Raw genomic sequence first — 22,562 nt, 5'->3', positions numbered from 1 at the left:
CTACTTGCGCGCCAGTTCCAGTTGCCCGCTGTTCAGTTCGGTGCGCTCCCACTGCCCGGACTTGCAGACGTCATGGTTCACAAAACCGGTACCGCCCGCGCCGCTGTACTTGCTGACGTTGTAGAACGTGACCTGCACGCCGTAACGCTCGGTGAAGCCGCCGGAGCAGGGGCTGCCGCTCCCCAGGTTGGAGGTGGCGTTGAGTGTGACCGGGCTGGCCTTGTACACGCTGCGGGTGCCAATCAGGGTGTAACTCTCATTTGTCGCGCGGCTCCTGACCGTGCCAGTGACTGCCAAGTCCTTTTCCACGATGGTGATGTCCAGAACGGCGCTGTCGTTGTTCTGCCCCACCAGCCGCCCAGTGTAACTGCCGTTCACGTTGATGTCCGCCTCATTGGGAATCGGGGAAAAGGCGTTGCAGGAGGCCAGGACGCAAACGCTCAGGCCAGCAGTCAGCACGGGCAGCAACAGTCGCATAGAGCATCATAAACACACTGGAGGGACGCACAGGGGCGGACGCCTGCCCCATGCCCCGTATCCTGTGGCCCATGTCTTCCCTCCAGCCCAACACGCCGCCCACCGTGACCCGCATCGCCCCCAGTCCCACCGGGGACCCGCATGTCGGCACCGCCTATATCGGCCTGTTCAACTCTGTCCTGGCGCGGCAGGGCGGCGGCAAGTTCATCCTGCGGATCGAGGACACGGACCAGAACCGTTACGTGGCCGACAGCGAGAAGCGCATCTTTCAGATGATGCAGTGGCTGGGGCTGACCCCCGACGAGTCCCCGCTTCAGGACGGCCCCAACGGTCCCTACCGCCAGTCCGAGCGCACCGAGCTGTATGGCCAGCATGCCCGGCAACTGGTGGAAGGCGGCCACGCCTATTACGCCTTCGAGACGCCCGACGAACTGACCGAGCTGCGCGAGAAGGCGCAGGCGGACGGCACCGTGATCGCCGTGCCCAGCCGCGATCTGGACCCCGAACAGGCCGCGCGGCGGGTGGCGGCAGGGGACGCGGCGGTGGTGCGCCTGAAGGTGCCGCACGACGGCGAAACGGTGGTCAACGATCTGCTGCGCGAGCCAATTGTGTTCCAGAACGCCGAGATCGACGACAAGGTGCTGCTCAAGGCCGACGGCTACCCCACCTACCATCTGGCGAACGTGGTGGACGATCACCTGATGGGCGTGACCGACGTGGTGCGCGCCGAGGAATGGATCACCAGCACCCCCATTCACGTCCTGCTGTACCGCGCTTTCGGCTGGGACGCGCCCCGCTTCGCCCACATGCCGCTGCTGCGGAACGCCGACAAATCCAAGATCAGCAAGCGCAAGAACCCCACCAGCGTCGAGTGGTACATGGATCAGGGCTATCTGCCCGAAGCCATGCTCAACTTCCTGGCGACGATGGGCTGGACCCACCCGGACGGCACCGAAATCTTTGATCTGGACGAGTTTCAGCGCACCTTCCGGCTGGAGGACGTGACGCTGGGCGGCCCGGTGTTCGATCAGGACAAGCTGCGCTGGTACAACGGCAAATATCTGCGCGAGGTGTTGAGCGAGGAGGAGGTGGTCAAGCGGTTGCACGACTACCTGCTGGCCCACAAGTCCGAGTTGCCTTTAGATGATTATTTCCGCGCCGTGACCCGGCTGCTGATTCCGCGTATCGAAGTGTTCAGCGATTTTCTGGACAAGACCGGTTACTACTGGTCCGAAGACTATCCGGTGAACGAGAAGGCGCAAAAGGCCATCGACAACGCGCGGGAGCTGCTGCCGGAGCTGGCTGGCCGCCTCAAGAACCTGCCCAGTTTCGATGCGGAGAGCCTCAGCGCCATGTTCCACGCCTTCGCAGAGGAAAAGGGCCTCAAGCTGGGCAAGGTGATGCCCCCGGTGCGCGCCGCCGTCGCCGGAACGCTGGAAAGTCCCGATCTGCCGCAGATGCTCGAAGCCCTGGGCCGGGAGCGGGTGGTGTTGCGGGTGGAGCGGGCGGCACGCTGAACTTCCTTTCCCCACAACACACGACCCCCGCCGCACACACCCCTATACTCACCTTTACTGTGACTGGCTCTATAACTATTTCCGAGGCGGCGCTGGCCTCCCTGATCGGGCTGACCGCCCACGAGATTCCAGGGGTGGTGGGCATGGCCCCCGCCAACCTCAAGGAGGGGATTTCCCGCGTGCTGGGCCGCGCCAATGTCAGCGACGGCGTGGTGATCGGCAAGGAGAAGGGGGGCGACACCTACACGGCAGACCTGTACATCGTGGCGGCCTACGGCGTCAGCATTCCCACGGTGGCGCGCAATATCGTCGAGCGTGTGGAACACACCGTCAAGACCCTGGCCGGAATCGAGTTGAGCGCCACCCGCGTCCATGCGGTGGGGGTTCAGCGTGCCTGAACACAAAGCAACGCTGACGCCCGCCGACCTCGCCCGCATGTTGCGCTACGCCACCGACTGGCTGGGCGTGTACCGCGAGGAAGTCAACGCCCTGAATGTGTATCCGGTGCCGGACGGCGACACTGGCACCAACATGCACCTGACCATGCAGTCGGTGCGCCGTGAACTGGACACCGCCGACACAGACAGCATGGCCGGGGTGGCCCGCGCCATCAGCTACGGCGCGCTGCTGGGCGCACGCGGCAACAGCGGCGTGATCCTGTCTCAACTGCTGAAAGGTTTTGCGGAAGTCATCAAGGACAAGGCAGAGGTAGACGCTCCGACGCTGATCCGCGCCTTCGACGCCGCCCAGAAAAGCGGGTACGGCGCGGTGATGAAGCCGGTGGAAGGGACCATCCTGACCGTGGCGCGCGGCATTGCCGAGGGTGCGCGCGGCGACAGCGTGGATATGGTGCTGGAGAACGCACTGTTCAAGGGTCAGGAATTGCTGGACCAGACCCCCGAAATGCTGCCCGCGCTCAAGCAGGCCGGGGTGATCGACAGCGGCGGCCAGGGCTACCTGTATATCGTTCAGGGGATGCTGGCCGAGTTGCGCGGCGACGAGCTGCCCGAGGCCCCCGAGATCACCCAGTACGCCGCCCAGAGCTTCGAGAACGAGGAATTCGGCTTCTGCACCGAGTTTTTAATGTCCGAATCCACCAAATCCATCGAGGACATCCGTGAGCTGGTCAGTCCCTTCGGCGACAGCCTGCTGGTGGTGGGCGCGGAGGGCTATGTCAAGGGCCACATCCACACCAACGAGCCAGATGAATTGCTGGCCACCGTGGGCCGCTACGGCAGGATGCTCAAGACCAAGGTCGAGGACATGTCCGAGCAGCACACCGAGATTCTGGGCATGGCCGGGGCCACCGCCCGCGCCGAGGAGGAGCTGCCGCTCTCGGGGCTGGTGGCGGTGGCCAACGGTTACGGTCTGGTCAAGCTGTTCCGCAGCCTGGGGGCGCGCATCGTGTCCGGCGGGCAGACTGCCAATCCCAGCGTGCAGGACATCGTGGACGCCGTTCGCTCGGTGAGCGCCGAGCGCGTGATCGTGCTGCCCAACAACAAGAACGTGCTGATGGCCGCCGAGCGTGCCATAGAGCTGATGGAAGGCCGCGCCGTGGTGGTGCCCACCCGCACGCTGGGGCAGGGCATGGGCGCGGCCCTCGCCTTTCAGCCCGACATTTCCGCCGACGAGCTGAAAGACGCCATGACCGAGGCGGCTGGAGCCGTGACCACCTTCGAGGTCACGCGCGCCAGCCGCACCACCAACATCACCACCAAAAAAGGCGAGACGCTTGCTATTGCCGAGGGCGACGTGATCGGCTTGCAGGACGACGAACTGGTGCAGGCCGGGGGCAGCCCCGAGGACAGCGTGCTGAGGATGCTGGCTGAGGCTTACGCCGGGCAGGAGATCATCACCATTTTCGGCGGGCCGCAGAAGTCGCAGGACGATCTGGACGCATTGGCTGGGCGGATTGGCGAGCAGTTTGACGGCGCGGAAGTGGAAGCGCACGCGGGCGGGCCGGATCTGTACGACTATCTGGTGACTTTGGAGTAACGCTCAGGGCATCGACAGGAGGTGGGTTCCCGCGATCAGTGCCGCGAAAGCGGGCAGGGCGGCCCACCTTTTTCCTGCTCCACCCTGCCTGAACGCCAGCCCCGCGAACAGCAGCGCCAGCCCCAGCAGCACGCCGAGGCTGGCTTTCCATAGTCCAACCCACCACAGGCCATTGCCAATCACTGACGCGCCCGCACCGAACCAGTTGGCCCAGACGAAACGGAAATACCAGCCTTCTGGCAAGGGTGGAGAGACGAGCGGCACGAGCATCACGGCCAGAGCCGAGAGCGCCAGCCAGCCCTGCCGCCGCAGCGCCCACAGCAGCAGAACGGGGCAGCAAACCAGAGTCAGGATTCCGGCCCAGGGCGTCAGCATGGGCACAGAATACGGCTGGTCTGCGCCGTTTCACCTATATCCGGTCTACGCCATGCGGCGAATGTGCCGCGCGTTACCCAGCCCGTAAACTCTGGCACAGGTGAGGGCGAGTAGCCCACATTGAGCCGGGCCGAAGACACTGGGTTATCTCTTGAAACGACACCCCACTGTCAATCACTTGCCTGGTTCAACACTCCACTGGCTCCATCGTCTAACGGCTTCAAGACGCCCGGTTGTCTGCCGGAAAACGCGGGTTCGATTCCCGCTGGGGCCGCCAATATTCGACTCAAGGGCCGACAGGTCACGGTTATTTTGCCCACCACTTCGGACAACCCCACGGCGCGTCTGCAAAGATTCCGCCCTGGAGCAGAGGCCAGCGCAAGCCCCTCTTTCCCGTGGCCGCCCCTTGCCCTGAGTCTCCTCCCTCAAACCCTCCTGCTGGGCCGAAGAGGCCTCGGTTATCTCTGGTGATGGTCCTTTACGGACCTGGGTTCAACTCCCGCATCCGACTTCATCCCTTGCCCAGCACCCCATACATGCAGGTTTCTTCTAGTCAGCAAGATGCCCAGCAACCGCTGGGAGACGGCGGTGCAATTCCGTCCAGCCTGCTCCAGTCCGCCCCGCCACCACCGCCCCAAGTTCAGAGGTCTCTTTATGCTCCGGTATCCCAATCTGGTAGAGGAACGCGTCTCAGAAGCGCGTCAGTGTCAGTTCAAGTCTGACTCGGAGTACCAGCCTGGCAACAGGCGAGATCCAAATACGGTGGGTGTGGCCCTTCGCACCTCTTGCCCAGATCGGCGTTTTTTGCGCCTGGGCCGACGCACAAGGGTTATTGGTTCCCTCAGTTCGATTCTGACCACCCACCCCAAGCATCGCCGAAGACCAGCTTTCCGGCACCCTGGATGGACGGCGACGATGGCGAGTCGCGCCGGTCTGTAAAACCGATACCTTCGGGTTTAGCAGGTTCAAATCCTGCTCCATCCACCAGTCCTTCTGACCTGAGCGGGTAGCTCAATGGTAGAGCAGGAAAACTCGTTCCACATCCCTTGCCCAGCAGCGCAACCTTTTGGGCCGAAGTGCGAAAATTACCACTTGTAATGGCCGGGTTGCGGGTTCGAGTCCCGCCCCGCCAGATCAGAGGACACATCAATTTCAAACAGTTCAAACGCCCCGTGGGGACGGTGGTGGAGCGGTTAAACACATATGTCTGCCCCGCAACGGGCATTTCCTTCGACGCCACCTCGCCCTCCTGGGCCGATTGACGAAGGTTACCTGGAACATACAGGCCGAAAGGTCTTCGCAGGTTCGAATCCTGTCCGTCCCCCTCCCACACAGCAACAAAACTCGATGGAACGGTAGCTCAGCGGTAGAGCATGTTGCCTCCACACCACACTTGCCCGCTCCTGCAAAGGCGGCTGGGCCGACTGTGAAGGCTTATCGACTTCTCCTCGCAAGGTCGCGGGTTCGATTCCCGCCCGTTCCACCACCTCTTTTTAAGAACACAGCAACTGGACGTAGTGCAGTGGAAGCACGCCTGATTCGGATTCAAAGAGGTCGCAAGTTCAAATCTTGCCGTTCAGACCAGTCAGACCGGACCGCCACCAGGGGCGTAAGCCTTTGCCGGGGAAGAAGCGGGCCAGCTCTGGAGGGTGTGGTGTAACGGCTGCACGCTGCCCTGTGGAGGCAGAGGTTTTTGGGTTCAACTCCCGCCACTCTCCCCAATGAACCGGTAGCTCAGATGGAGGAGCGTCCCGCTACGAACGGGGAGGTCGCAGGTTCAAGTCCTGCCCGGTTCACCACTGGAGTTGTAGTTCAATCGAGCGTTCACCTTACAAGCGAGTGGGCGTAAGTTCGCAAATCCAACAGCTCCAAACAGACAGTTACGCCGCCGCCCTGCCACGCAGGGACTGGGAAGAAGGGGCGGACCTTACGGGCTTGTAGCGCAACTGGGAGCGCAACCCCCTTGCACGGGGAAGGTTGGGAGTTCGAATCTCCCCATGTCCACCACCTGACACGCCGATGTGTCGCGTCGCCGCTGGCGAATCCAGCCTGCCCGTCTCGCCCTGACACAAGGAGGGCCGAACCATGAAGAACCTGCTGAGCGTCATTAGCCCCAAGCACCGCCGTCAGACCGAGCGGCTCAATGCCCGCCAGAAGCGCAACAACGCGGGCGGATTCGTGTACACCGTCAGCGACGAGGGCCGCCTGACCCGTTTCCTGGTGCTGGGCACCGATGGCGGCACCTTTTACGCCGCCGAGCGCAAGCACACCGTTCAGGCCACCGATTTCGTGCGCGAACTGGTGGCGCGCGACGCGGCCCTGGCCCTGCGCGTGACGCTGGAGGTGGTGCGCGGCAACCGTGCGCCCAAGCCGGACCCGGCGTTGCTGGTGCTGGCGCTGATCGCCAAGACCGCCCCAGAGGCCGCAGACCGCAAGGCCGCCTGGGATGCGCTGCCTGAAGTGGCCCGCACCGGCACCATGCTGCTGCACTTCCTGGCGTTTGCCGATGCGCTGGGAGGCTGGGGCCGCCTGACCCGTCAGGGCGTGGCGCGCGTGTACGAGGACGCCCCGCTGGAAAAGCTGGCGCTGTGGGCCGTGAAGTACAAGGCCCGCGACGGCTGGAGCCAGGCCGACGCCCTGCGCAAGGCGCACCCGAAGACCGAGGACGCGGGCCGCAACGCGGTGCTGAAGTTCATGGTGGACGGCGTGCTGCCGGAGGGTGCGAACGACGCCTCTCTACGCGTGATTGAGGGCCATCTGCGGGCGCTGGAAGCGACTTCTGACGCGGACGCCGCCGGACTGATGACCGAGTACGGTCTGCCCATCGAAGCCGTGCCCACCCACCTGCGTGGGTCCGGGGTCTACCGCGCCGCCATGCAGACCAACGGCCTGACCTGGCTGCTGCGGAACCTGGGCAACCTGGGCCGCGTGGGCGTGCTGACCGTCAATGACCGCGAAATCGTGCAGGAAGTCGTGAAGCGCGTGACCGACGTGGAGGCGCTGAAGCGGGGGCGTATTCACCCGCTGGACGCCCTGAAGGCCCGGCTGGTGTACGCACAGGGGCGCGGCGTGAAGGGCAAGGGGGAATGGCTGCCCGTGCCGGGGGTAGTGGACGCGTTGGAGGACGCCTTCATGCTGGCCTTCGGAAGCATCAAGCCTGCCGGAACCCGGCACCTGCTGGCGCTGGACGTGTCGGGCAGCATGACCTGGGGCAACGTGGGGGGCGTTCCCGGCCTGACCCCCAACATGGCCGCCGCCGCCATGGGCATGGTGGCCCTGCGCACCGAGCCGGACGCGCTGACGATGGGCTTTGCCGACTCTTTCCGCCCGCTGGGCATCACCCCAAAGGACACCCTGGAAAGCGCGATGCGCAAGGCCCAGAGCGCCAGCTTCGGAGCCACCGACTGCGCCCAGCCGATGCTGTGGGCGGCCCAGCAGGGCGTGGATGTGGACACCTTCGTGGTCTACACCGACAACGAAACCTGGGCGGGCAAGGTTCACCCGGCAGTGGCGCTGGACGCGTACCGCCAGAAGACAGGCATCAGCGCACGCCTGATCGTGGTGGGCCTGACGTCCACGGAATTCACGATTGCCGATCCCACGCGGGCCGACATGCTGGATGTGGTGGGCTTAGACACGGCAGCGCCGGGGGTGATGACGGCGTTCGCACGGGGCGAGATTTGAAGAGGTAAGCCAGTGGCAGATGGCCCGAAATGAGGGGGCGCATCTGCTACTTCCCTTTTTGCAATCTATCCGTCCACAAAAATATCCAGCGGCAGGAACGCGCTCACCGTGTAATTCGGCGCGTCCACCACCTGACTGATCTTCAGATCCACGCACGCGCTGGACAGCACGTAGGCCTGCTCCAGGCTCAGGCCACGCGCCGTCAGCCGCCGCAGCAGGGCGCGCAGGGCGGTGCGGGCGGCGGTCATCAGGTCTGGATCGTGCCCGGTGGTGGCGTGCCAGCGCGAACTGCTGCCGCCGTGCGTGGGCGTGACGAATTCGGGTGTGGTCAGCCCGACATCTTTCTCCACACCCACGCGCAGCGTGATCTGGCCTGCCATTTCTATGCCTGTGCCGGACAGTTCGCCGTCGCCCTGGGCGGCATGCAGATCGCCCACCGAGAGCAGCGCACCGGGAACCTCGACAGGCAGATATAGCGTTGCCCCGGCCACCAGTTGCCGGATGTCCATGTTGCCGCCCACCTGCCGGGGCGGTGCGGTGGGGTGCGGGCCGTCCGCGCCGGGGGCCAGACCGATCACGCCGGGAAAGGGGGCCAGGGGCAGGCGAATCCCTGGCAGAAAATCCGCGTGGGTGTCAACACGCAAGTCCCAGAAATGCATGTAGGGCTGCAAGCCTTCTTCGGCCAGCGCGGCGTCCAGCAGGCCAATGCCGTTCGGGCGGCAGGCGGTCCAGCCCCAGGCGGCGGGGCGGACGTCCAGAATATCGATCTTCAGGGCGTCACCCGGCTGCGCGCCCTCCACGAACACCGGGCCGGTCAGTGGGTGGCCGCGTGGACCGTCGCGCGCCGGAGCAGCATCGGCGCGAATCAGGGCGTCCAGCGTGGCAGGGGCCGGCAATTCCCCGGCCACCACCCTCCGCGCCACCCCACCGTCCGAGGCGTCCAGCGTGTCGAGGGTGACGCTGTCGCCGGGCCGCACCCGCAGCACAGGCGGCAGCGTGCGGTCCCAGACGGTGTGAATGGACGTGGCACTCAGGTGATGGTCAGCCATGCGGCCCAGGCTACAGATATTGCGCCGCGTTAATCTGAGGACAGATGCCAGACCCACACGCCGCCCTCCCCTTTGCCGCCGCCGTCCACCCGGACGCCCGCTCCGCCGCCCGCCTGACCTGGGATTCGCGCGAGGCAGGCCCGGACGTGGCCTTTGTCGCCCTGCCCGGCGAGAAGATGCACGGCAATCAATTCGTTCAAAAGGCGCTGGACGCGGGCGCACCATTCATCCTGACCGATCTGGACGTACTGCGCGCCGTGCGGGTGCCGGATGCCTGGGCCGCCCTGAAAGCCTGGGCACAGGCCGAACGTGCAAAAAACAAACTGGTGGTGGGCATCACGGGCAGCGCGGGCAAGACCACAGCTAAAGCGTATGCGGCGGCGGCGCTGAACGCCCACTTCATGCCAGTGTTCAACACCCAGCCCGCCATCGCCTGTTTTCTCGTCGAGTTCGGGGCCTCCACGCAACCGCTGGTGGTGGAAATGGGCATTGACCGCCTGGGCGAGATGACCGAACTGGTAGAGCTGGTGCGCCCGGACGTGGGCGTGGTCACGGCGATTGGTCCCGCTCATCTGGAGGGGCTGGGCAGCGTGGAGAACATCGTGCGCGAGAAGGGTTTTATTCTGGACGGGGTGCGCGGGCTGGTGGGCGCACAGGCCGCGCCATTTTACGAAGGCACAGAGAGTTACGGCTTTGGAGACGTGACGCACGCTGGGCAGGGATTAGCGGTCACGTCACAGGGCGCAACATTCACTTTTGAGGGAAGAGAAGTCACCTTGCCCCTGGCGGCCCGCGTGCAGGCCGAGGCGGCGGTGCTGGGGCTGCTGCTGGCGCGGGAAGGGGGTCTGGATTTAGAAGAGGCGGCGGCGCGGCTCTCGGAAGTCAGCGTGCCGGGGGGCCGCTACCGGGTCCACGCGGGCCGCTTTACGGTGATCGACGACGCCTACAACGCCTCACCCGTGGCGGTCAGTGCCGCGCTGGACGCCCTGAGTGGCCTCCCAGGCCGCCGCATCAGCGTGCTGGGGCGAATGCTGGAACTGGGGGGCACGGAGCGCGAATTGCACGCACAGGTGGGCCAGGAAGCGCGGGCAAAAGCAGACCTGACCTACGGCGTGGGTGCCTTCGCCGCCGAACTGGGCGAGCGGGCGTTTGCCACCGTGCCGGAACTGACTGCCGCCCTGCTGGGAGAAGTCAGGGACGGTGATGTGGTGCTGATCAAGGCCAGCCGGGGCATCAGCTACACGCCAGAAAAACGCGCGCAGGAGGGCGTGGGGCTGGACGTGGTGGTGGACGCGCTGCTCCAGTTACGTGACCGGGTTCAGTTGCGGGACAGCGCCAGTGCAGACGGTTCTGGAAACTGAGCCAGATAGTCTAGCGCCCGTTCCCATGCGCCCGGCGGAAAATAACCGGGGGCGGCGTGATCGTTGGCGGCGCAGAACTCGGCCATCGGCACGGTGATATCCACAACGCCGCCCTGCCAGTACGGGGCGTAGGCGGCGTGGTGGCGGCGCAGCAACCCGGCCTCGGACACGTAGCCCTGCGCGTCGAAGGCCGTCTGGCCGTCTGTGACATAGACGTGGCTGCCGTCGAAACCGGGGGTGGGGTAGATGAAGCGGGGCCGGAAGCCCGCGTGCGGGTACGTTTCCAGAAAGGCGAAGGCCAGGATCTGACATGCGCCCGCCGAGAAGAAGGCGACATCCGGGCGCTGGTAGCTCAGGCGCGCGCTGTCGAACTGATCGCGGGTCCGGGCGAAGACGGTGATGGGCTGCCTCATATCCCCCAGCCTAATGCCGGGAACAATGACTTCTATGCGCCGCCTCTTGCCACTGTCTTTGGGTCTGCTGCCGCTGGTGGCCTGCGCCCCGGTCCCAGCCCAGTCCCAGCCCCGGCCTACTGGCCCCGCTGCCATCGCCGCGCCCGCAGACCCCGGCTTCCGCGCCGCCTTTGCCCCCGAAGGCGTGGCTTGGGTCTCGGGTGGGCGGGCCTGCGTGGCGCGTGTGCCGTCGTACCGCGTGAGCTGCCCCAGCCTGCCCCCGGCAGTGGACGTGGGCTGGAACGGCGGGGACGCCTGGGCGGCCATTCCGGGCCTGGGCGCGGTGATCACGCTGGACCGCGCCGCACAGACCGTGCAGGTGGGCCGGGTGGTGGCCCTGAGTGGCACCCGCGCCTACCGCGAGGACGGCAGCGCCGTCAATTACGCGGGCGTGGCGGTCCAGGGCGTGATCGGCGCTCCCTCGGCGGCCATCACGGGCGGGGGCGGCCAGGATTACGTGCTGCTGGGCGGCAAGCTGCTGCGGGTACAGGGCGGCGCGGTGCTGGAAAACGGCGCGGGGCCGTATCTGCGATTTGGCCCCACGGGCGCACAGTCGGCAGACGTTCCCGGCGTGAACACCGACTTCGGCAGCTACCGCCTGGCGAACGGGGAGTTGCAGCGGCTGGACACGGCGGGCGGCGTGGTGGGCCGCGTGCCGCACGGGCCAGGACGGGTGGGGCTGGTGGGCGGGGATGTGGTGACGGTCAGCCCGCAGGGTGGGGTGCGCGTCTTTGGCCTGGATTTGCGGGAGCGCGGGTGATACGGACGGGACAGGACTGAAGATCTTCAGTTCGTAGCGCCAACTCCTATCCGTTCAAGGTGGACAATGCGGCCAGCGTCACATCTATTCCAGGCCATACTGTTCGGCGGGTCAGCTCTGCGGGGAGCGTCTTCCTGCTCTTTTAACTGCCTGAATCTCCCCGAGACCCTTCCACACACTTCTTAGAAAAGAGACTTTTCATTAACGCTTCCTGTTTTTTACTGCGTGGCAGGAAACCTGTCCCCATGCAGACAAACTGCACGGCACGTTCTGAGGCCCAGACACGGTTTTTCGCCGTGTCAGAGTTCGGTAAGCGCCGGAGTGGTTGCATGGAGGGGCTTATGGTAGCCGCTGCGTTCTGTCTTCCCGCCCGCCGTCACCCGTCTCTTTTTCCCGTCTGGAACAGCTCCCGACAGATGAGCGCCTGCTAAAATCCACCCTAATCTGGAGGGAGAATGTCTAGTTTCGTACAACGTCTGCTCAACCCGCGTCCCGCTGCGCTCGGGGTGGAAATCGGCACCAGCGCCATCAAGGTGGTGGCGCTGCGGGCCGGTTCGCCGCCCTCGCTGCTGCACGCCGTGATGACGCCCACGCCCATCGGCAGCATGCAGGACGGTCTGGTCGTCGAACCCCAGGCCGTGGCCAACGAGCTACGTAAGCTGCTGGCCGAACACCGCATCACCACCAAATACGCGGTGACCGCCGTGCCCAACCAGTCGGCGGTCACGCGCAACATCATGGTGCCCAAGATGGACCGCAAGGACCTTCAGGAAGCTATCAAGTGGGAGGCCGAACGCTACATCCCGTATCCGATCAACGACGTCAGCCTGGATTTTGACATCCTGGACGATCCGGCCACCATCCCCGAGGACGGGCAACTGGAAGTGGTGATCGCCGCCGCCCCCACCGAGGCGGTGGCCCGGCAGATCGAGGTGCTGCGGCTGGCAGGTCTGGAACCCACCGTGATCGATCTCAAGAGTTTCGCGGCCCTGCGCGCCCTGCGCGGCAACCTGCTCGGGGAACACCTGACCAAAAGCACCCTGACCGGCACCAACTACACCCAGTCCGGCGAGGTCGCGCTGGTCATGGAAATCGGCGCGAGCAGTTCGGTGATCAGTCTGGTGCGCGGTGACCGGGTGCTGATGGCGCGCAACATCAACGTGGCCGCCGACGACTTCACCACGGCGCTGCAAAAAGCCTTCGATCTGGACTTCAGCGCCGCCGAGGACGTCAAGCTGGGCTACGCGACGGCCACCACCCCCACCGAGGACGAGGAAGACCTGCTGAACTTCGACATGGCCCGCGAGCAGTACAGCCCGGCGCGCGTGTTCGAGGTGGTGCGCCCGGTGCTGGGCGACCTGATCACCGAGATCCGCCGCTCGCTGGAGTTCTACCGCGTTCAGAGCGGCGACGTGGTCATCGACCGGACCTTCCTGGCCGGGGGCGGCGCGAAACTGCGCGGTCTGGCGGCGGCCATCAGCGACGCGCTGGGCTTCCGGGTGGAAATCGCCAGCCCGTGGCTGACCGTGCAGACCGATCAGGCCAACGTGGACACCGGTTACCTTCAGACCAACGCGCCGGAATTCACCGTGCCGCTGGGTCTGGCGCTGCGGGGGGTGAGTGGCCGTGGTTGAAATCAACCTGCTGCCCGCGCAGTACCGCAAACAGTCTGCGCCCAGTGCCTGGAAGTACGCCACCTACGTCCTGCCGGTGGCCCTGGTGGCCGCCATCCTGATTCCAGAAGTGGTCACTGCCACCCGCGTGGGTGACCTGAACCGGGAGATCGACGCCCTGAACGGCGAGGTGGCCGCCCTGGCCCCCGCCAAGCAGGAATTCGACACCCTGACGGCGGAGGCGCGCACGCTGGAACAGGTCACGTCCATCGCCCAGCAACTCAGAACCGGCAAAACGTATTGGACCAACGATCTGGCCGCCTTTACCTCTCAGCTTCCCAACGACGGCAGCCTGGCGGTCAATTCCATGACCATCCGCAATCTGGACGCGGGCAACCTCGTCACGTTGCAGCAGGGCGGCATCTACATGGGCAAAGCGGTGACGCGCGAGATCGATCTGAGCGGTACGGCCACCAGCCAGCAGGCCGTGGTGAATTTTCTGAAACTCTACGAGGACAACCCCAATTTCGGCGTGAACTTCAAGTCGCTGCAAAGTGACGCGCAGGGCGGGGCGGCAAACGGCGGGACCGCAGATGGCGGGGCAGCATCCAGGCCGCAGTACACCTTCACGGCCAGTGTCGGGATCGTGGGCGGGCCGCCTGCCGGGACGGAAACGCCAGCGGTGCAGCCTGCTCCGGGTACGGACCCGGCCACGCCCGCCGCACCGGCAGCCGCGCCAGCACAAGGAGCGGGCAGTGTCAACTAAACTCTCTCCCAGAAACCTGTTCCTGATCGTCGTGGCCGTGTGCCTGCTGGTGCTGGCGCTGTGGTTCGTGCTGCGCTTTCAGCCCCGGCAGCAGCAGATCACGGACCTGCAAAGTCAGGTCGAGCCTCTCCAGACCCGCGTGACCGTCATGCGTTCGGCCTCGCAGGGCCTGCCCGCACTGCGTGAACGCGTCGCCAAACTGCGTATCGACCAGCAGGAGTTCGTGACCGCCCTGCCCGAGGCCGCCAATTTCGGCGCGGTCCTCGATGAACTGCGCCGCACCATGGCGGCCAGCGGGGCCACCCTGAACACCTTTGCGGTGCAGGGCAGCGGCGCGGCAGGCAATCTGCCCGGCGGCGTGCGGCCCATCGGCCTGAGCATGGGCGTGTCCGGCAAATTTGCCCAGATGTTCGAGACCCTGCGCGCCCTGGAAACCGCCGGACGCTTTACCACCGTCAACAACGTGGCGCTGCAACTGCCCGCCGCGACCAGCTTCGATCCCGAATTGCAGGGCACCCTGGGCCTGACCGTCTACACCTTCGACCCGGCCCAGGCCAGCGCCCAGGCTGCCGACGGCACCACGCAGGCACCGGAAGCGGCTCCCAGCGCCCCAGGAGGAACCCAGTGACCCGCGCGCCCATCAAACTCTCCCGCGAGATGAAACTGCTGCTGCTGCTGCTGCTGATGGTGGCGCTGATCGGCGCGTGGTACGTCTGGACCAACAACCGCACCCTGGCCGCCCAGTCCACGGGCACAGGAACCACCGACACCGGCACCGTTGACACCGGCACCGAGACTGGTACTCAAACCGGGACGTTGCCCAGCACCGCGCCTGACCCCTCGACTGACCCGGCAACTGGCCCCACGACTGGTCCCGAAGCGGGCACGGCCCCCGGCGACGAGGGCGCGACGGCCAGCGGTGACGGCACAGCCAGCAATCCAGCCAGCGGCACGGCTGCCACCGACGGCGCAGCTCCAAGCACCGACGGCACCGCCACGGCAGGCACCGGCGCGGTTCCCAGCGGCACGGGTCTGGCCACAGGTACGGAGACCGTTCCCCTGACCCCGGCCACCGGCGCGTCCGGCCAGAACGGCACGGATACGGGCGCACTGGCCGTGCAGCCCAACCGGCCCGTGGAGATCGAGGTCATTCCGCCCTTCCCCACCCCCGAGGTGCCCAGCGCACCTGACGGCGCGGCCACCACCCCCGGCGGCATCAACCCCCAGGCCAGCATTGCCAGCGTGCCCAGCAACAACCCCTTCCGGCCCCTGTCCGTGGACCGCAGCGCCCAGGACGCCCAGAACGCCGCCGCTCCGGCAGCCACCTCGGGCCTGGCGGGCAGCGGCACACCGTCAGGCGCGCAGACCAGCACGGCGGGGGGCAGTGTGCAGACCACGCCGATCACGCCCAGCACCAACGCCGGACCGCTGGCGATCAGCCCGATCCCCGGCGCGGGCGGCAGCACGGGCGTCACGTCCGGCAGCGTCAGCGGCCTGCCCAGCATTCCCGGCGCAGACGGCAGCACGGGGCTGGGTGGCACAGGACTGGGCAACTCCAGCCTGGGCAACCCCAGCGCGGGTCTGAACATCCCCGGCAGCGGCGTTCCTTCCAGCAACGCCATTCCAGGCGGCTCCGGCAGCACAGCATCGGCACCGGGCGGCACGGTCTCAGGTAGTACTCCTGGGCGCACCATCTCCGGCAACACCAGTGATTCCGGCGTGACCGTGATCGGCGGCAGCACAGGCTCGGGCACGGCTTCATCCAGAAACCCGAACGCCGCAGGCACTCCAGCCCGGACCCCTGGCCAGACCAGTTCGCAGGGCAACGTGGTCATCACCGCGCCCAAGCCGCCCAAGCCCATCGTGCCGCCCATCACCGGGATGAACGTGCCCAACGTGACCCGCGTGCCCGTCACCCCGTCCAGACCCGCCCAGGGGGCAGCCCAGGGCAGCACGGCCACCACTGGCGCTGGCCGCCCTGGGTCCAGCGGCGCGTCCGGCAGCCCTGTTTCGGGCACCCCTGTTCCCGGCAGCACCCCACAGGTCATCACCTCGCTGGGCCAGGACGCCGGGGGCATTGGGACGGACACCGCTTCCGATGCCAGCAAGCTCGATCTGTTCGTGCAAAAGCAGCAACTGGCCTTTAACGCCGCTGTCCTCGGCCCCATCAACACCGCCATCTTCCGGGGCCAAGACGGCTACGTGGTCGTCGCCGTGGGCCAGACCCTCCCCAACTCTCAGGTCACGGTCAAGGAAGTGAGCGCCACCACCGCCGTACTGAGCCTGGGCAAAGAACTCAAAACTCTCGAACTGGACCAAAGGTGAGCCAAGCCATGATGAACCGTTACGCCCTCCTGCTGACCGCCGCGCTCGGCATGGCCGCCGCGCAGACCACCCCCACCCCGGCCGTTCCCGCCGCCTCTCCCAAGATCAGCGCCGCGCAGGCCGCCGTGGCCGACCCCCAGCTTTCCGGCGCGAAGGTGACCTTCGAGGTCCGCCGCGCAGGCAGCGATCTGGCCTCCATGCTGATCGCCCTGGCCATGAGCGCGGGCTACGAGATCATCATCGAACCCTCGGTGGACGGCGTGTTGCAGGCCAACAGCGTTTCGGCCCCGGCCAACGCCGCCGCTCCTGCTGGCGCAGCGCCCGCCGCAACCGGCAGCGCCGTGTCGTACTCCTTCAAGGACAAGCCCTTCAACGAGGTCTGGCCGCTGGTGCTCGACATCTACGGCCTGAGCTACGAGACGCTGGGGATTGGCGGCAAGAACGTGCTGCGGGTGGGCATCAAGCCCATTCAGAAGATCGTCAGGCTGCCCGCTGGCCTGAGTGCCGCCGACACCGAGCGGCAGCTCAAGCTGTCCTTCGGCAGCCTGCGCAAGATCACCAGCAGCCAGACCAACGCCGCGCCCGCCGCAGGTGTGGCCGGGGCACAGGCCAGCAACACCACCACCGAGGCCAGCCAGGAGGAAATCATTCTGGACTCGCCCACCATGCGGATCGTGGCCGAGCCGGTCTCCAACAGCGTGATCATCCGGGGCACCAACCAGGAAGTCGCGCAGGTTGAAAGACTGCTGAACCAGATCATCGCCGCGCAGGCGTCGGCTCCCGCCGTGGTCAAGCCCACCCCCATTGCAACTGTCCAGCGCGTGTACAGCGTCAATGGCCGTCAGGAAGACGTGGTGGCGCTGCTGGGCAAGCAGTACCCGGCCCTGAACGTCTCGCCCGTGGGCACCACCGGACAGGTCGTGGTCAGCGGCCCCGAGGACCAGCTCGGTGAGGCCCTGAAGCTGCTGGCGCAGGTGGACCGCCCCGTGAGCGCCGCGCCGGACCCCAAGCTGGGCACCCAGGTCTACTCGGCCAGGGGCAAGTCCGATGACGTGACCAAGTTCCTGGCCGCGCAGTATCCGGGCCTGAAGGTCACGCCCATCGGCACCACCGAGCGGCTGGTCATCAGCGGCCCGCAGGAACAGCTCAGCGCCGCGCTGGCCCTACTGGGTCAGGTGGACATGGCCGCGCCCGTGGCCCCCAGCACCGTGCAGCGCGTCTTCACGCTGATCAACGCCAGTGCCGAGGAAGTCAAAGCCACCCTGGAAGGCACCCTGGCGCGGGAAGTGACCGCGAACACCCTGACCCCCAATTCCACCCTAATCAACCCGATCACCGGGCAGCCTTACGTCAGCGGTCCCCTGGCCAACCTGCCACTACAACCCCAGACCACGGGCACCGCTGCGGCAGACGGCGCGGCCACACCTGCGACCCAGCCCGCCACCATCATCGCCGACAAGCGCACCAACGCCGTGATCGTGCGCGGCACGCCGGATCAGGTCGAGCAGGTGGCGCAACTGATTCCGCAACTGGACCAGAAAGTGCCGCAGATCAACGTGCAAGTCCGCATTCAGGAAATCACCGAAACGGCGGCCCGCAGCCTGGGCATGGACTGGAAGATCGGCTTCGGCGGTTTCCAGGTCTCGGCGGGGGGCGGCGGGCTGGGCGCGGCTTTCAACCCCACCCAGAGCCTGATGGGCTTCAACCTGGGCGCGACCCTGAACACCCTGCAAAACCAGGGCCTGTCCAAGAGCGTCTACGACGGCGCAATCACCATGCAGAGCGGTCAGCGTTCGCTGGGCAGCGAGGGCCAGACCCAGAACGCCTCGGGCACGGCGGCGGCCAGCGTCAAGAGCGGCGGAAGACTGGAACTCAACATTCCCTCGGCGGCGGCCAATGTGCCCGGCATTCAGAAACAGATCGACTACGGCGTCAACCTGGATTTCTACAGCCCGCAGGTGGCCCCGGACGGCTCGATCACCATGCGCGTGCGCGGCCAGGTCAACGATCTGACCACCGTGATCACCGCTACGACGGTGCCCAACCTGCTTCAGTTCACCAACAGTGAAGCCCAGACCACGCTGACCTTCAAGAGCGGCGAGACCCTGCTGCTGAGCGGCCTGCTGAAGACCAAGGAAACCCGCAACAACGACGGCGTGCCGTTCCTGTCCAGCATCCCGGTGATCGGCGGCCTGTTCGGCAAGGAATCCACCCGCAAGGAACAGACCCAACTGTTGGTGGTCATTACCGGAAACATCGTCAAGTAAGACTCAAATCCATCGCCCCCCTCCTAAAAGCGGAAGGGGGCTTTTTGCCGTCTCTGTTCTGCCCCTCCCCTGTTTGGGCATGGCGGGTCAAATGACGTGGACCGGGCGCTACAGTCACCCCATATGAGGTATCTGACCGCTGGAGAATCGCACGGGCCGCAACTGACGGCCATCATCGAGGGGGTGCCGTCGGGGCTGCCGCTGGGCAAAGGGGACATCGACCCGTGGCTGCGGCGGCGGCAGGGCGGCTACGGACGCGGGCGGCGCATGGTGATCGAGACCGACGAGGCCGCGATTACGGGCGGCGTGCGGGCCGGGCGCACCACCGGAGCGCCGATTGCGCTGGTGATCGAGAACAGGGACCACCGCAACTGGACCGAGATCATGTCGCCGGAACCGGGCGGCGAGCCGCGTAAGAAGGCCCTGACCGACGCCCGCCCCGGCCACGCGGATTTAACGGGCGGCATCAAGTACCGCCACAAGGACCTGCGTGACGTGCTGGAACGCGCCAGCGCCCGTGAGACGGCGGCGAGGGTGGCGGTGGGCAGCGTGGCCCTGAAGCTGCTGGAAGAACTGGGCATTCAGGGCGCAAATTACGTGTCCAGTCTGGCCGGAATCGAGACCAGGCAGGACTTCAGTTGGGACGCATTGGAGGCCATCGAGGACAGCGATTTGCGGACGCCGGATGCCGACGCCGCAGAAAAGATGCGCGAACGCATCGACGCCGCCAAAAAGGACGGTGACACGCTGGGCGGCATTCTGGAAGTGCGCTTCCGGGGGCTGCCGGTGGGTCTGGGCAGCTTCGTCCACTGGGACCGCAAGCTGGACGGGCGGATTGCGCAGGCGTGTCTGAGCGTGCAGGCCATGAAAGGGGTGGAAATCGGGCGGGCCTTCGACAACGCCGTGAAGGCCGGAAGCGGCGTGCATGATGCCATCCATTACCGGGACGGCACCTACGCCCGAGACACCAACGGCGCGGGCGGCCTGGAAGCAGGGATGACCAACGGCGAAGAAATCGTGGTGCGCGTGGCGATGAAGCCGATTGCCACCCTGATGAAGCCGCTGCCCACTGTGAACGTCGTGTCGCACGAGGCGTCGGACGCGGCCCGCGAGCGCAGCGACACCACCGCTGTACCCGCTGCCGGGGTGATCCTGCAATGCGTGATCGGCTTCGTGATTGCGGATGCCATTCAGGAAAAATTTGGCGGCGACACGCTGGCCGAGTTACAGGAGCGGGTGGCGGCGGCGCGGGCCTACGCGCAGTCGTACTAGTGGAATCAGGTCAGGCCGCGCCGCAGACGTCCCACCCGGAGTCGGCTCTGGAATGCCTGCCCGAATGCGTGGAGGACGCGCTTCAGGTGCTGCTGGCCGCGCCGCCCGAACCGCCCGAGGGCACGTCAGACCGTGCCTTTGTTACTTCCCTCACAGGTGAGTCCTCTAGACTGTCCCCCATGTGGGGTACGGGCCTGATCGAACGCCCAGTCGACTGGGTGGCGCTGGCTGGCTTCATGGGGACTGGAAAGAGCCGCGTGGGCTGGGAGCTGTCGCGTGCGCTGGCGCTGCATTTCGTCGATACCGACAAGCTGATCACGCGGGTGGTGGGCAAGAGCATCCCCGAGGTCTTCGAGCAGGAGGGCGAGGGCTATTTCCGCGCCTGCGAGGCTGAGGTGGTCAGCCGCGTGTCCCGGCTGGAACACGCGGTCATCAGTCTGGGCGGCGGCACCTTTATCCATGAAGCCAACCGCGCCGCGCTGCTCTCGCGTGGTCCGGTGGTGGTCTTGTGGGCCACGCCCGAAACCGTGTACCAGCGCACCAAGCACAGTGACCGCCCGCTGCTGCGCGCCGAGGACCCGCTGGGCCGAATCCGCAGCCTGATGGACGAGCGCGAGGGCGTGTACCGCCAGGGCACCATCCACGTCCACAGCGACGGCAGACCCTCCGAGGAAATCGTGGAGGAGATCATCGAACGCCTGTGGGCCTGGTCCGACGCCGCCCATGCCTGGGCCGACGCTCCCGAACCTGTGGCGGACTGAGGGTGCGGCGGATTGAGGTTGGCGGGACGCAGCCATACGGGGTGGAGGTGGGTGCGGGACTACTCTCCATTCTGAAAGTTCCGCAACGCCATATCGCGCTGATTCATCCGGTTGACCTGCCCGCGCAATTCGTGGCGGCAGTGCAGGCCAGCCTCTCCCCTACGGTGACCATTGAAGTCCCCGCCCGCGACGACTGCAAGACGCTGGAAGTGCTGAGCGGCGTGCTGTCCAAGCTTGCCGCCGCCAATATTCCCCGCGACGGCGCGGTGGTGGGCCTGGGCGGCGGCGCGGCCACCGATCTGGCGGGATTTGCCGCCGCCAGTTACCTGCGCGGCGTGGCCTTCTACACGCTGCCCACGACGGTGCTGGGCATGGTGGACGCGGCGGTGGGCGGCAAGACGGGCGTCAACCTGCCCGAGGGCAAGAATCTGGTGGGCGCGTTCTGGCCCCCGAAGGCCGTGTGGTGCGACACCGATACGCTGGCAACCCTGCCCGACGCTGTGTTCCGCGAGGGCGCTGCCGAGGCGTACAAGCACGGGCTGATCTCCGATCCCAGTCTGCTGGAGCGGGTGCTTTCGCCGGAATTCAGGCCCGGCGGCGCAAAGTTGGAAGATACGCTGGCCGACGCGATTGCCGTCAAGGCCGGAGTCGTGACCCGTGACCTGACCGAGCAGGGCGAGCGGGCCTATCTGAACTTCGGGCATACGCTGGCGCACGCGCTGGAGGCGGTCACGGACCACGCGGTCACGCACGGCGAGGCGGTGGGCTATGGCATGCATTACGCCGCGTTGCTGAGCAGAGCAATGGGCGGCGCAGATTTGACACCGCACACGCTGGCTTTTCTGCAATGGCAACGGCCCGCGCCCCTGCCCCCGCTGACCTTCGAGGATGTCATGCCCTACATGGCGCGCGACAAGAAAGCCGATGCACAGGGCGTGCGCTTCGTGCTGCTGTGTGATCTGGCCCAGCCGTACCTGACGCGGGTGCCGGAACCCGTGTTGCAGGGAGCGTTTGCGGAATGGCAGGTACAGATGAGCCGCCTTCCCGCCGCGCACTGACCTGTCACACTGAACCCCTTCAGGAGGACCGTATGTTCAAGTGGAAGTCCACAGTTCTAGGTTTGTCCCTCAGCGCCGTGATCGGAACAGGTGTCGCCTCTGCCGCGCCCATTTCCACACTCCTGACCCCTGGCAGCCTGACCATCGGCACCGATCCCACGTACCCGCCGTTCATCTTTCTGAAAGGCGAGACCCTGAGCGGCTTCGAGGTGGAGGTCATGAACGAGGTGGCCCGCCGTCTGGACCTGAAACCAGTCTGGAAATACCAGCCCTTCGACAATCTGCTGATCGGGCTGGGGCAAAAGCGCTTCGATATCGTGGTGGGATCGCACGGCATCACGCCCGAACGCCTGAAGGCGGTGGATTTCAGCACGCCCGACTACTGCTCTGGCGGCGTCATCCTCAGCCCTCCCGGTGGACCAAAAACGGTGGCGGACCTGAAGGGCAAGACGGTGGTGGTGCAGGTGGGGACCACCTATTTCCAGCGGCTGCGCGAGGTGCCGGGGGTGGGCGAGATTAGAACGCTGCCCAGCGATCCCGCCGCCTTGCAAAACCTGCTGGCCAAACGCTCGGACGCCTTTGTCACGGACCGTTTCGTGGCCCTGACCGCGCAGGAGAAGAACCCGGCAGCCAAGCTCCAGATCGGCTCGATGCTGTTTCAGGAAAAGATCGGCTTTGCCATCGGCAAGGGGAACGCGGCGGTCAAGACTGCCGTGGACACCGCTCTGGCCGCCATGCAGAAGGACGGCACGTACAACAAAATTTCGCAGAAATACTTCAAGACCGATATTCGCTGCAAGTAAAGCCAACTCTCTGAACCCATGCCCCGG

At 66.0% G+C, this 22,562-nt stretch carries 19 protein-coding genes and 10 tRNA genes; 25 read left to right on the top strand and 4 right to left on the bottom strand.

Translation table 11 applies throughout. The features are described 5' to 3' along the window. Nucleotides 1–477: a hypothetical protein gene (locus Q319_RS0100455; RefSeq protein WP_029479744.1), complete on the bottom strand. Its 477-nt coding sequence runs from the start codon at nt 475–477 to the stop codon at nt 1–3. Nucleotides 478–548: 71 nt separating this feature from the next. Between Q319_RS0100455 and gltX the strand changes: the two genes are divergently transcribed. Genes gltX through Q319_RS0100440 form a run of 3 tightly spaced genes read left to right on the top strand, consistent with a single transcriptional unit; the run spans nt 549 to nt 3,989 of the window. Beyond that, entirely contained in the window at nt 549–1,994 is a 1,446-nt protein-coding gene (gene gltX / locus Q319_RS0100450) for a glutamate--tRNA ligase (RefSeq protein WP_029479743.1), read from the top strand. A gap of 59 nt (nt 1,995–2,053) precedes the next feature. After that, on the top strand, nt 2,054–2,392 hold the full coding sequence (locus tag Q319_RS0100445; RefSeq protein ID WP_029479742.1) for an Asp23/Gls24 family envelope stress response protein: 339 nt from the start codon (nt 2,054–2,056) through the stop codon (nt 2,390–2,392). Nucleotides 2,393–2,429: 37 nt separating this feature from the next. Beyond that, nucleotides 2,430–3,989, top strand: a complete 1,560-nt coding sequence (locus Q319_RS0100440) for a DAK2 domain-containing protein (protein ID WP_034413172.1) — start codon at nt 2,430–2,432, stop codon at nt 3,987–3,989. A gap of 3 nt (nt 3,990–3,992) precedes the next feature. Here Q319_RS0100440 and Q319_RS0100435 read toward each other — a convergent pair whose 3' ends face one another. Then, nucleotides 3,993–4,364, bottom strand: a complete 372-nt coding sequence (locus Q319_RS0100435; protein ID WP_029479740.1) for a hypothetical protein — start codon at nt 4,362–4,364, stop codon at nt 3,993–3,995. A gap of 200 nt (nt 4,365–4,564) precedes the next feature. Here Q319_RS0100435 and Q319_RS0100430 point away from each other — a divergent pair. From Q319_RS0100430 to rsr, 11 genes are all read left to right on the top strand, one after another. Beyond that, nucleotides 4,565–4,641 (top strand) — tRNA-Asp (locus Q319_RS0100430). A 379-nt stretch (nt 4,642–5,020) separates the two neighbouring features. Next, a tRNA-Leu gene (locus Q319_RS0100425) sits at nt 5,021–5,098 on the top strand. A 166-nt stretch (nt 5,099–5,264) separates the two neighbouring features. Beyond that, a tRNA-Tyr gene (locus Q319_RS0100420) sits at nt 5,265–5,351 on the top strand. A gap of 12 nt (nt 5,352–5,363) precedes the next feature. After that, nucleotides 5,364–5,497 (top strand) — tRNA-OTHER (locus Q319_RS26775). Nucleotides 5,498–5,539: 42 nt separating this feature from the next. Beyond that, nucleotides 5,540–5,688 (top strand) — tRNA-OTHER (locus tag Q319_RS26770). A gap of 25 nt (nt 5,689–5,713) precedes the next feature. Then, nucleotides 5,714–5,850, top strand: a tRNA-OTHER gene (locus Q319_RS26765). A 22-nt stretch (nt 5,851–5,872) separates the two neighbouring features. Continuing rightward, a tRNA-Pro gene (locus Q319_RS0100415) sits at nt 5,873–5,948 on the top strand. A gap of 61 nt (nt 5,949–6,009) precedes the next feature. Continuing rightward, nucleotides 6,010–6,085 (top strand) — tRNA-His (locus Q319_RS0100410). Between the two features lie 2 nt (nt 6,086–6,087). Beyond that, a tRNA-Arg gene (locus Q319_RS0100405) sits at nt 6,088–6,163 on the top strand. 132 nt (nt 6,164–6,295) lie between these two features. Then, nucleotides 6,296–6,371: transfer RNA gene (locus Q319_RS0100400), tRNA-Ala, on the top strand. 78 nt (nt 6,372–6,449) lie between these two features. Beyond that, nucleotides 6,450–8,048 carry an RNA-binding protein Rsr gene (gene rsr / locus Q319_RS0100395; protein ID WP_029479739.1) on the top strand — a complete coding sequence of 533 codons (1,599 nt, stop codon included), beginning with the start codon at nt 6,450–6,452 and terminating at the stop codon, nt 8,046–8,048. Nucleotides 8,049–8,113: 65 nt separating this feature from the next. Here rsr and Q319_RS0100390 read toward each other — a convergent pair whose 3' ends face one another. After that, nucleotides 8,114–9,097: an acetamidase/formamidase family protein gene (locus Q319_RS0100390; protein ID WP_029479738.1), complete on the bottom strand. Its 984-nt coding sequence runs from the start codon at nt 9,095–9,097 to the stop codon at nt 8,114–8,116. A 44-nt stretch (nt 9,098–9,141) separates the two neighbouring features. On the opposite strand from Q319_RS0100390, the gene murF reads away from it, so the two are divergent. Next, entirely contained in the window at nt 9,142–10,458 is a 1,317-nt protein-coding gene (murF, locus tag Q319_RS0100385) for a UDP-N-acetylmuramoyl-tripeptide--D-alanyl-D-alanine ligase (RefSeq protein ID WP_029479737.1), read from the top strand. Here the strand turns inward: murF and Q319_RS25265 are convergent. After that, a complete protein-coding gene (locus tag Q319_RS25265; RefSeq protein ID WP_051654964.1) occupies nt 10,416–10,871 on the bottom strand; it encodes a hypothetical protein in 456 nt (151 codons plus the stop codon). The two genes, murF and Q319_RS25265, sit on opposite strands and share 43 nt — an antisense overlap. A 34-nt stretch (nt 10,872–10,905) precedes the next feature. On the opposite strand from Q319_RS25265, the gene Q319_RS0100375 reads away from it, so the two are divergent. The 10 genes from Q319_RS0100375 (at nt 10,906) to Q319_RS0100330 (ending at nt 22,535) form a co-directional block, all read left to right on the top strand. Next, a complete protein-coding gene (locus Q319_RS0100375; RefSeq protein ID WP_029479735.1) occupies nt 10,906–11,670 on the top strand; it encodes a hypothetical protein in 765 nt (254 codons plus the stop codon). A gap of 455 nt (nt 11,671–12,125) precedes the next feature. Further along, nucleotides 12,126–13,304, top strand: coding sequence for a type IV pilus assembly protein PilM (gene pilM, locus Q319_RS0100370; protein WP_029479734.1), 1,179 nt, complete (start codon nt 12,126–12,128; stop codon nt 13,302–13,304). After that, nucleotides 13,291–14,049, top strand: coding sequence for a hypothetical protein (locus tag Q319_RS0100365; protein ID WP_051654963.1), 759 nt, complete (start codon nt 13,291–13,293; stop codon nt 14,047–14,049). The genes pilM and Q319_RS0100365 overlap by 14 nt, the downstream gene beginning before the upstream one ends. Further along, nucleotides 14,039–14,677, top strand: a complete 639-nt coding sequence (locus tag Q319_RS0100360) for a type IV pilus inner membrane component PilO (protein WP_029479732.1) — start codon at nt 14,039–14,041, stop codon at nt 14,675–14,677. The genes Q319_RS0100365 and Q319_RS0100360 overlap by 11 nt, the downstream gene beginning before the upstream one ends. Next, a complete protein-coding gene (locus Q319_RS0100355; RefSeq protein WP_029479731.1) occupies nt 14,674–16,374 on the top strand; it encodes a hypothetical protein in 1,701 nt (566 codons plus the stop codon). The genes Q319_RS0100360 and Q319_RS0100355 overlap by 4 nt, the downstream gene beginning before the upstream one ends. Before the next feature lie 8 nt (nt 16,375–16,382). Beyond that, nucleotides 16,383–18,641 carry a secretin N-terminal domain-containing protein gene (locus tag Q319_RS0100350; protein WP_029479730.1) on the top strand — a complete coding sequence of 753 codons (2,259 nt, stop codon included), beginning with the start codon at nt 16,383–16,385 and terminating at the stop codon, nt 18,639–18,641. 123 nt (nt 18,642–18,764) lie between these two features. Then, nucleotides 18,765–19,913, top strand: a complete 1,149-nt coding sequence (aroC, locus tag Q319_RS0100345; RefSeq protein WP_029479729.1) for a chorismate synthase — start codon at nt 18,765–18,767, stop codon at nt 19,911–19,913. Continuing rightward, nucleotides 19,913–20,674: a shikimate kinase gene (locus tag Q319_RS0100340; protein ID WP_245618852.1), complete on the top strand. Its 762-nt coding sequence runs from the start codon at nt 19,913–19,915 to the stop codon at nt 20,672–20,674. Before aroC ends, Q319_RS0100340 begins: the two co-directional genes overlap by 1 nt. 2 nt (nt 20,675–20,676) lie before the next feature. Next, complete coding sequence (gene aroB / locus Q319_RS0100335; protein WP_029479727.1) at nt 20,677–21,732, top strand: 3-dehydroquinate synthase; 1,056 nt, start codon at nt 20,677–20,679, stop codon at nt 21,730–21,732. Between the two features lie 32 nt (nt 21,733–21,764). Then, a complete protein-coding gene (locus Q319_RS0100330; protein ID WP_029479726.1) occupies nt 21,765–22,535 on the top strand; it encodes an ABC transporter substrate-binding protein in 771 nt (256 codons plus the stop codon). The last annotated feature ends 27 nt before the right edge of the window (nt 22,536–22,562 follow it).

It is taken from the genome of Deinococcus marmoris DSM 12784, assembly GCF_000701405.1.
Lineage (GTDB): Bacteria > Deinococcota > Deinococci > Deinococcales > Deinococcaceae > Deinococcus > Deinococcus marmoris.
Note: the sequence above shows the minus strand (reverse complement) of the source record. Positions and strands in the feature narration are given on the sequence as shown.

Coding starts and splice junctions, on each gene's coding strand:
- Q319_RS0100455 (WP_029479744.1), bottom strand. CDS start 477: ATGCGACTGTTGCTGCCCGTGCTGACTGCTGGCCTGAGCGTTTGCGTC.
- gltX (WP_029479743.1), top strand. CDS start 549: ATGTCTTCCCTCCAGCCCAACACGCCGCCCACCGTGACCCGCATCGCC.
- Q319_RS0100440 (WP_034413172.1), top strand. CDS start 2,430: ATGTTGCGCTACGCCACCGACTGGCTGGGCGTGTACCGCGAGGAAGTC.
- Q319_RS0100435 (WP_029479740.1), bottom strand. CDS start 4,364: ATGCTGACGCCCTGGGCCGGAATCCTGACTCTGGTTTGCTGCCCCGTT.
- rsr (WP_029479739.1), top strand. CDS start 6,450: ATGAAGAACCTGCTGAGCGTCATTAGCCCCAAGCACCGCCGTCAGACC.
- Q319_RS0100390 (WP_029479738.1), bottom strand. CDS start 9,097: ATGGCTGACCATCACCTGAGTGCCACGTCCATTCACACCGTCTGGGAC.
- murF (WP_029479737.1), top strand. CDS start 9,142: ATGCCAGACCCACACGCCGCCCTCCCCTTTGCCGCCGCCGTCCACCCG.
- Q319_RS25265 (WP_051654964.1), bottom strand. CDS start 10,871: ATGAGGCAGCCCATCACCGTCTTCGCCCGGACCCGCGATCAGTTCGAC.
- Q319_RS0100375 (WP_029479735.1), top strand. CDS start 10,906: ATGCGCCGCCTCTTGCCACTGTCTTTGGGTCTGCTGCCGCTGGTGGCC.
- pilM (WP_029479734.1), top strand. CDS start 12,126: ATGTCTAGTTTCGTACAACGTCTGCTCAACCCGCGTCCCGCTGCGCTC.
- Q319_RS0100350 (WP_029479730.1), top strand. CDS start 16,383: ATGATGAACCGTTACGCCCTCCTGCTGACCGCCGCGCTCGGCATGGCC.
- aroC (WP_029479729.1), top strand. CDS start 18,765: ATGAGGTATCTGACCGCTGGAGAATCGCACGGGCCGCAACTGACGGCC.
- Q319_RS0100330 (WP_029479726.1), top strand. CDS start 21,765: ATGTTCAAGTGGAAGTCCACAGTTCTAGGTTTGTCCCTCAGCGCCGTG.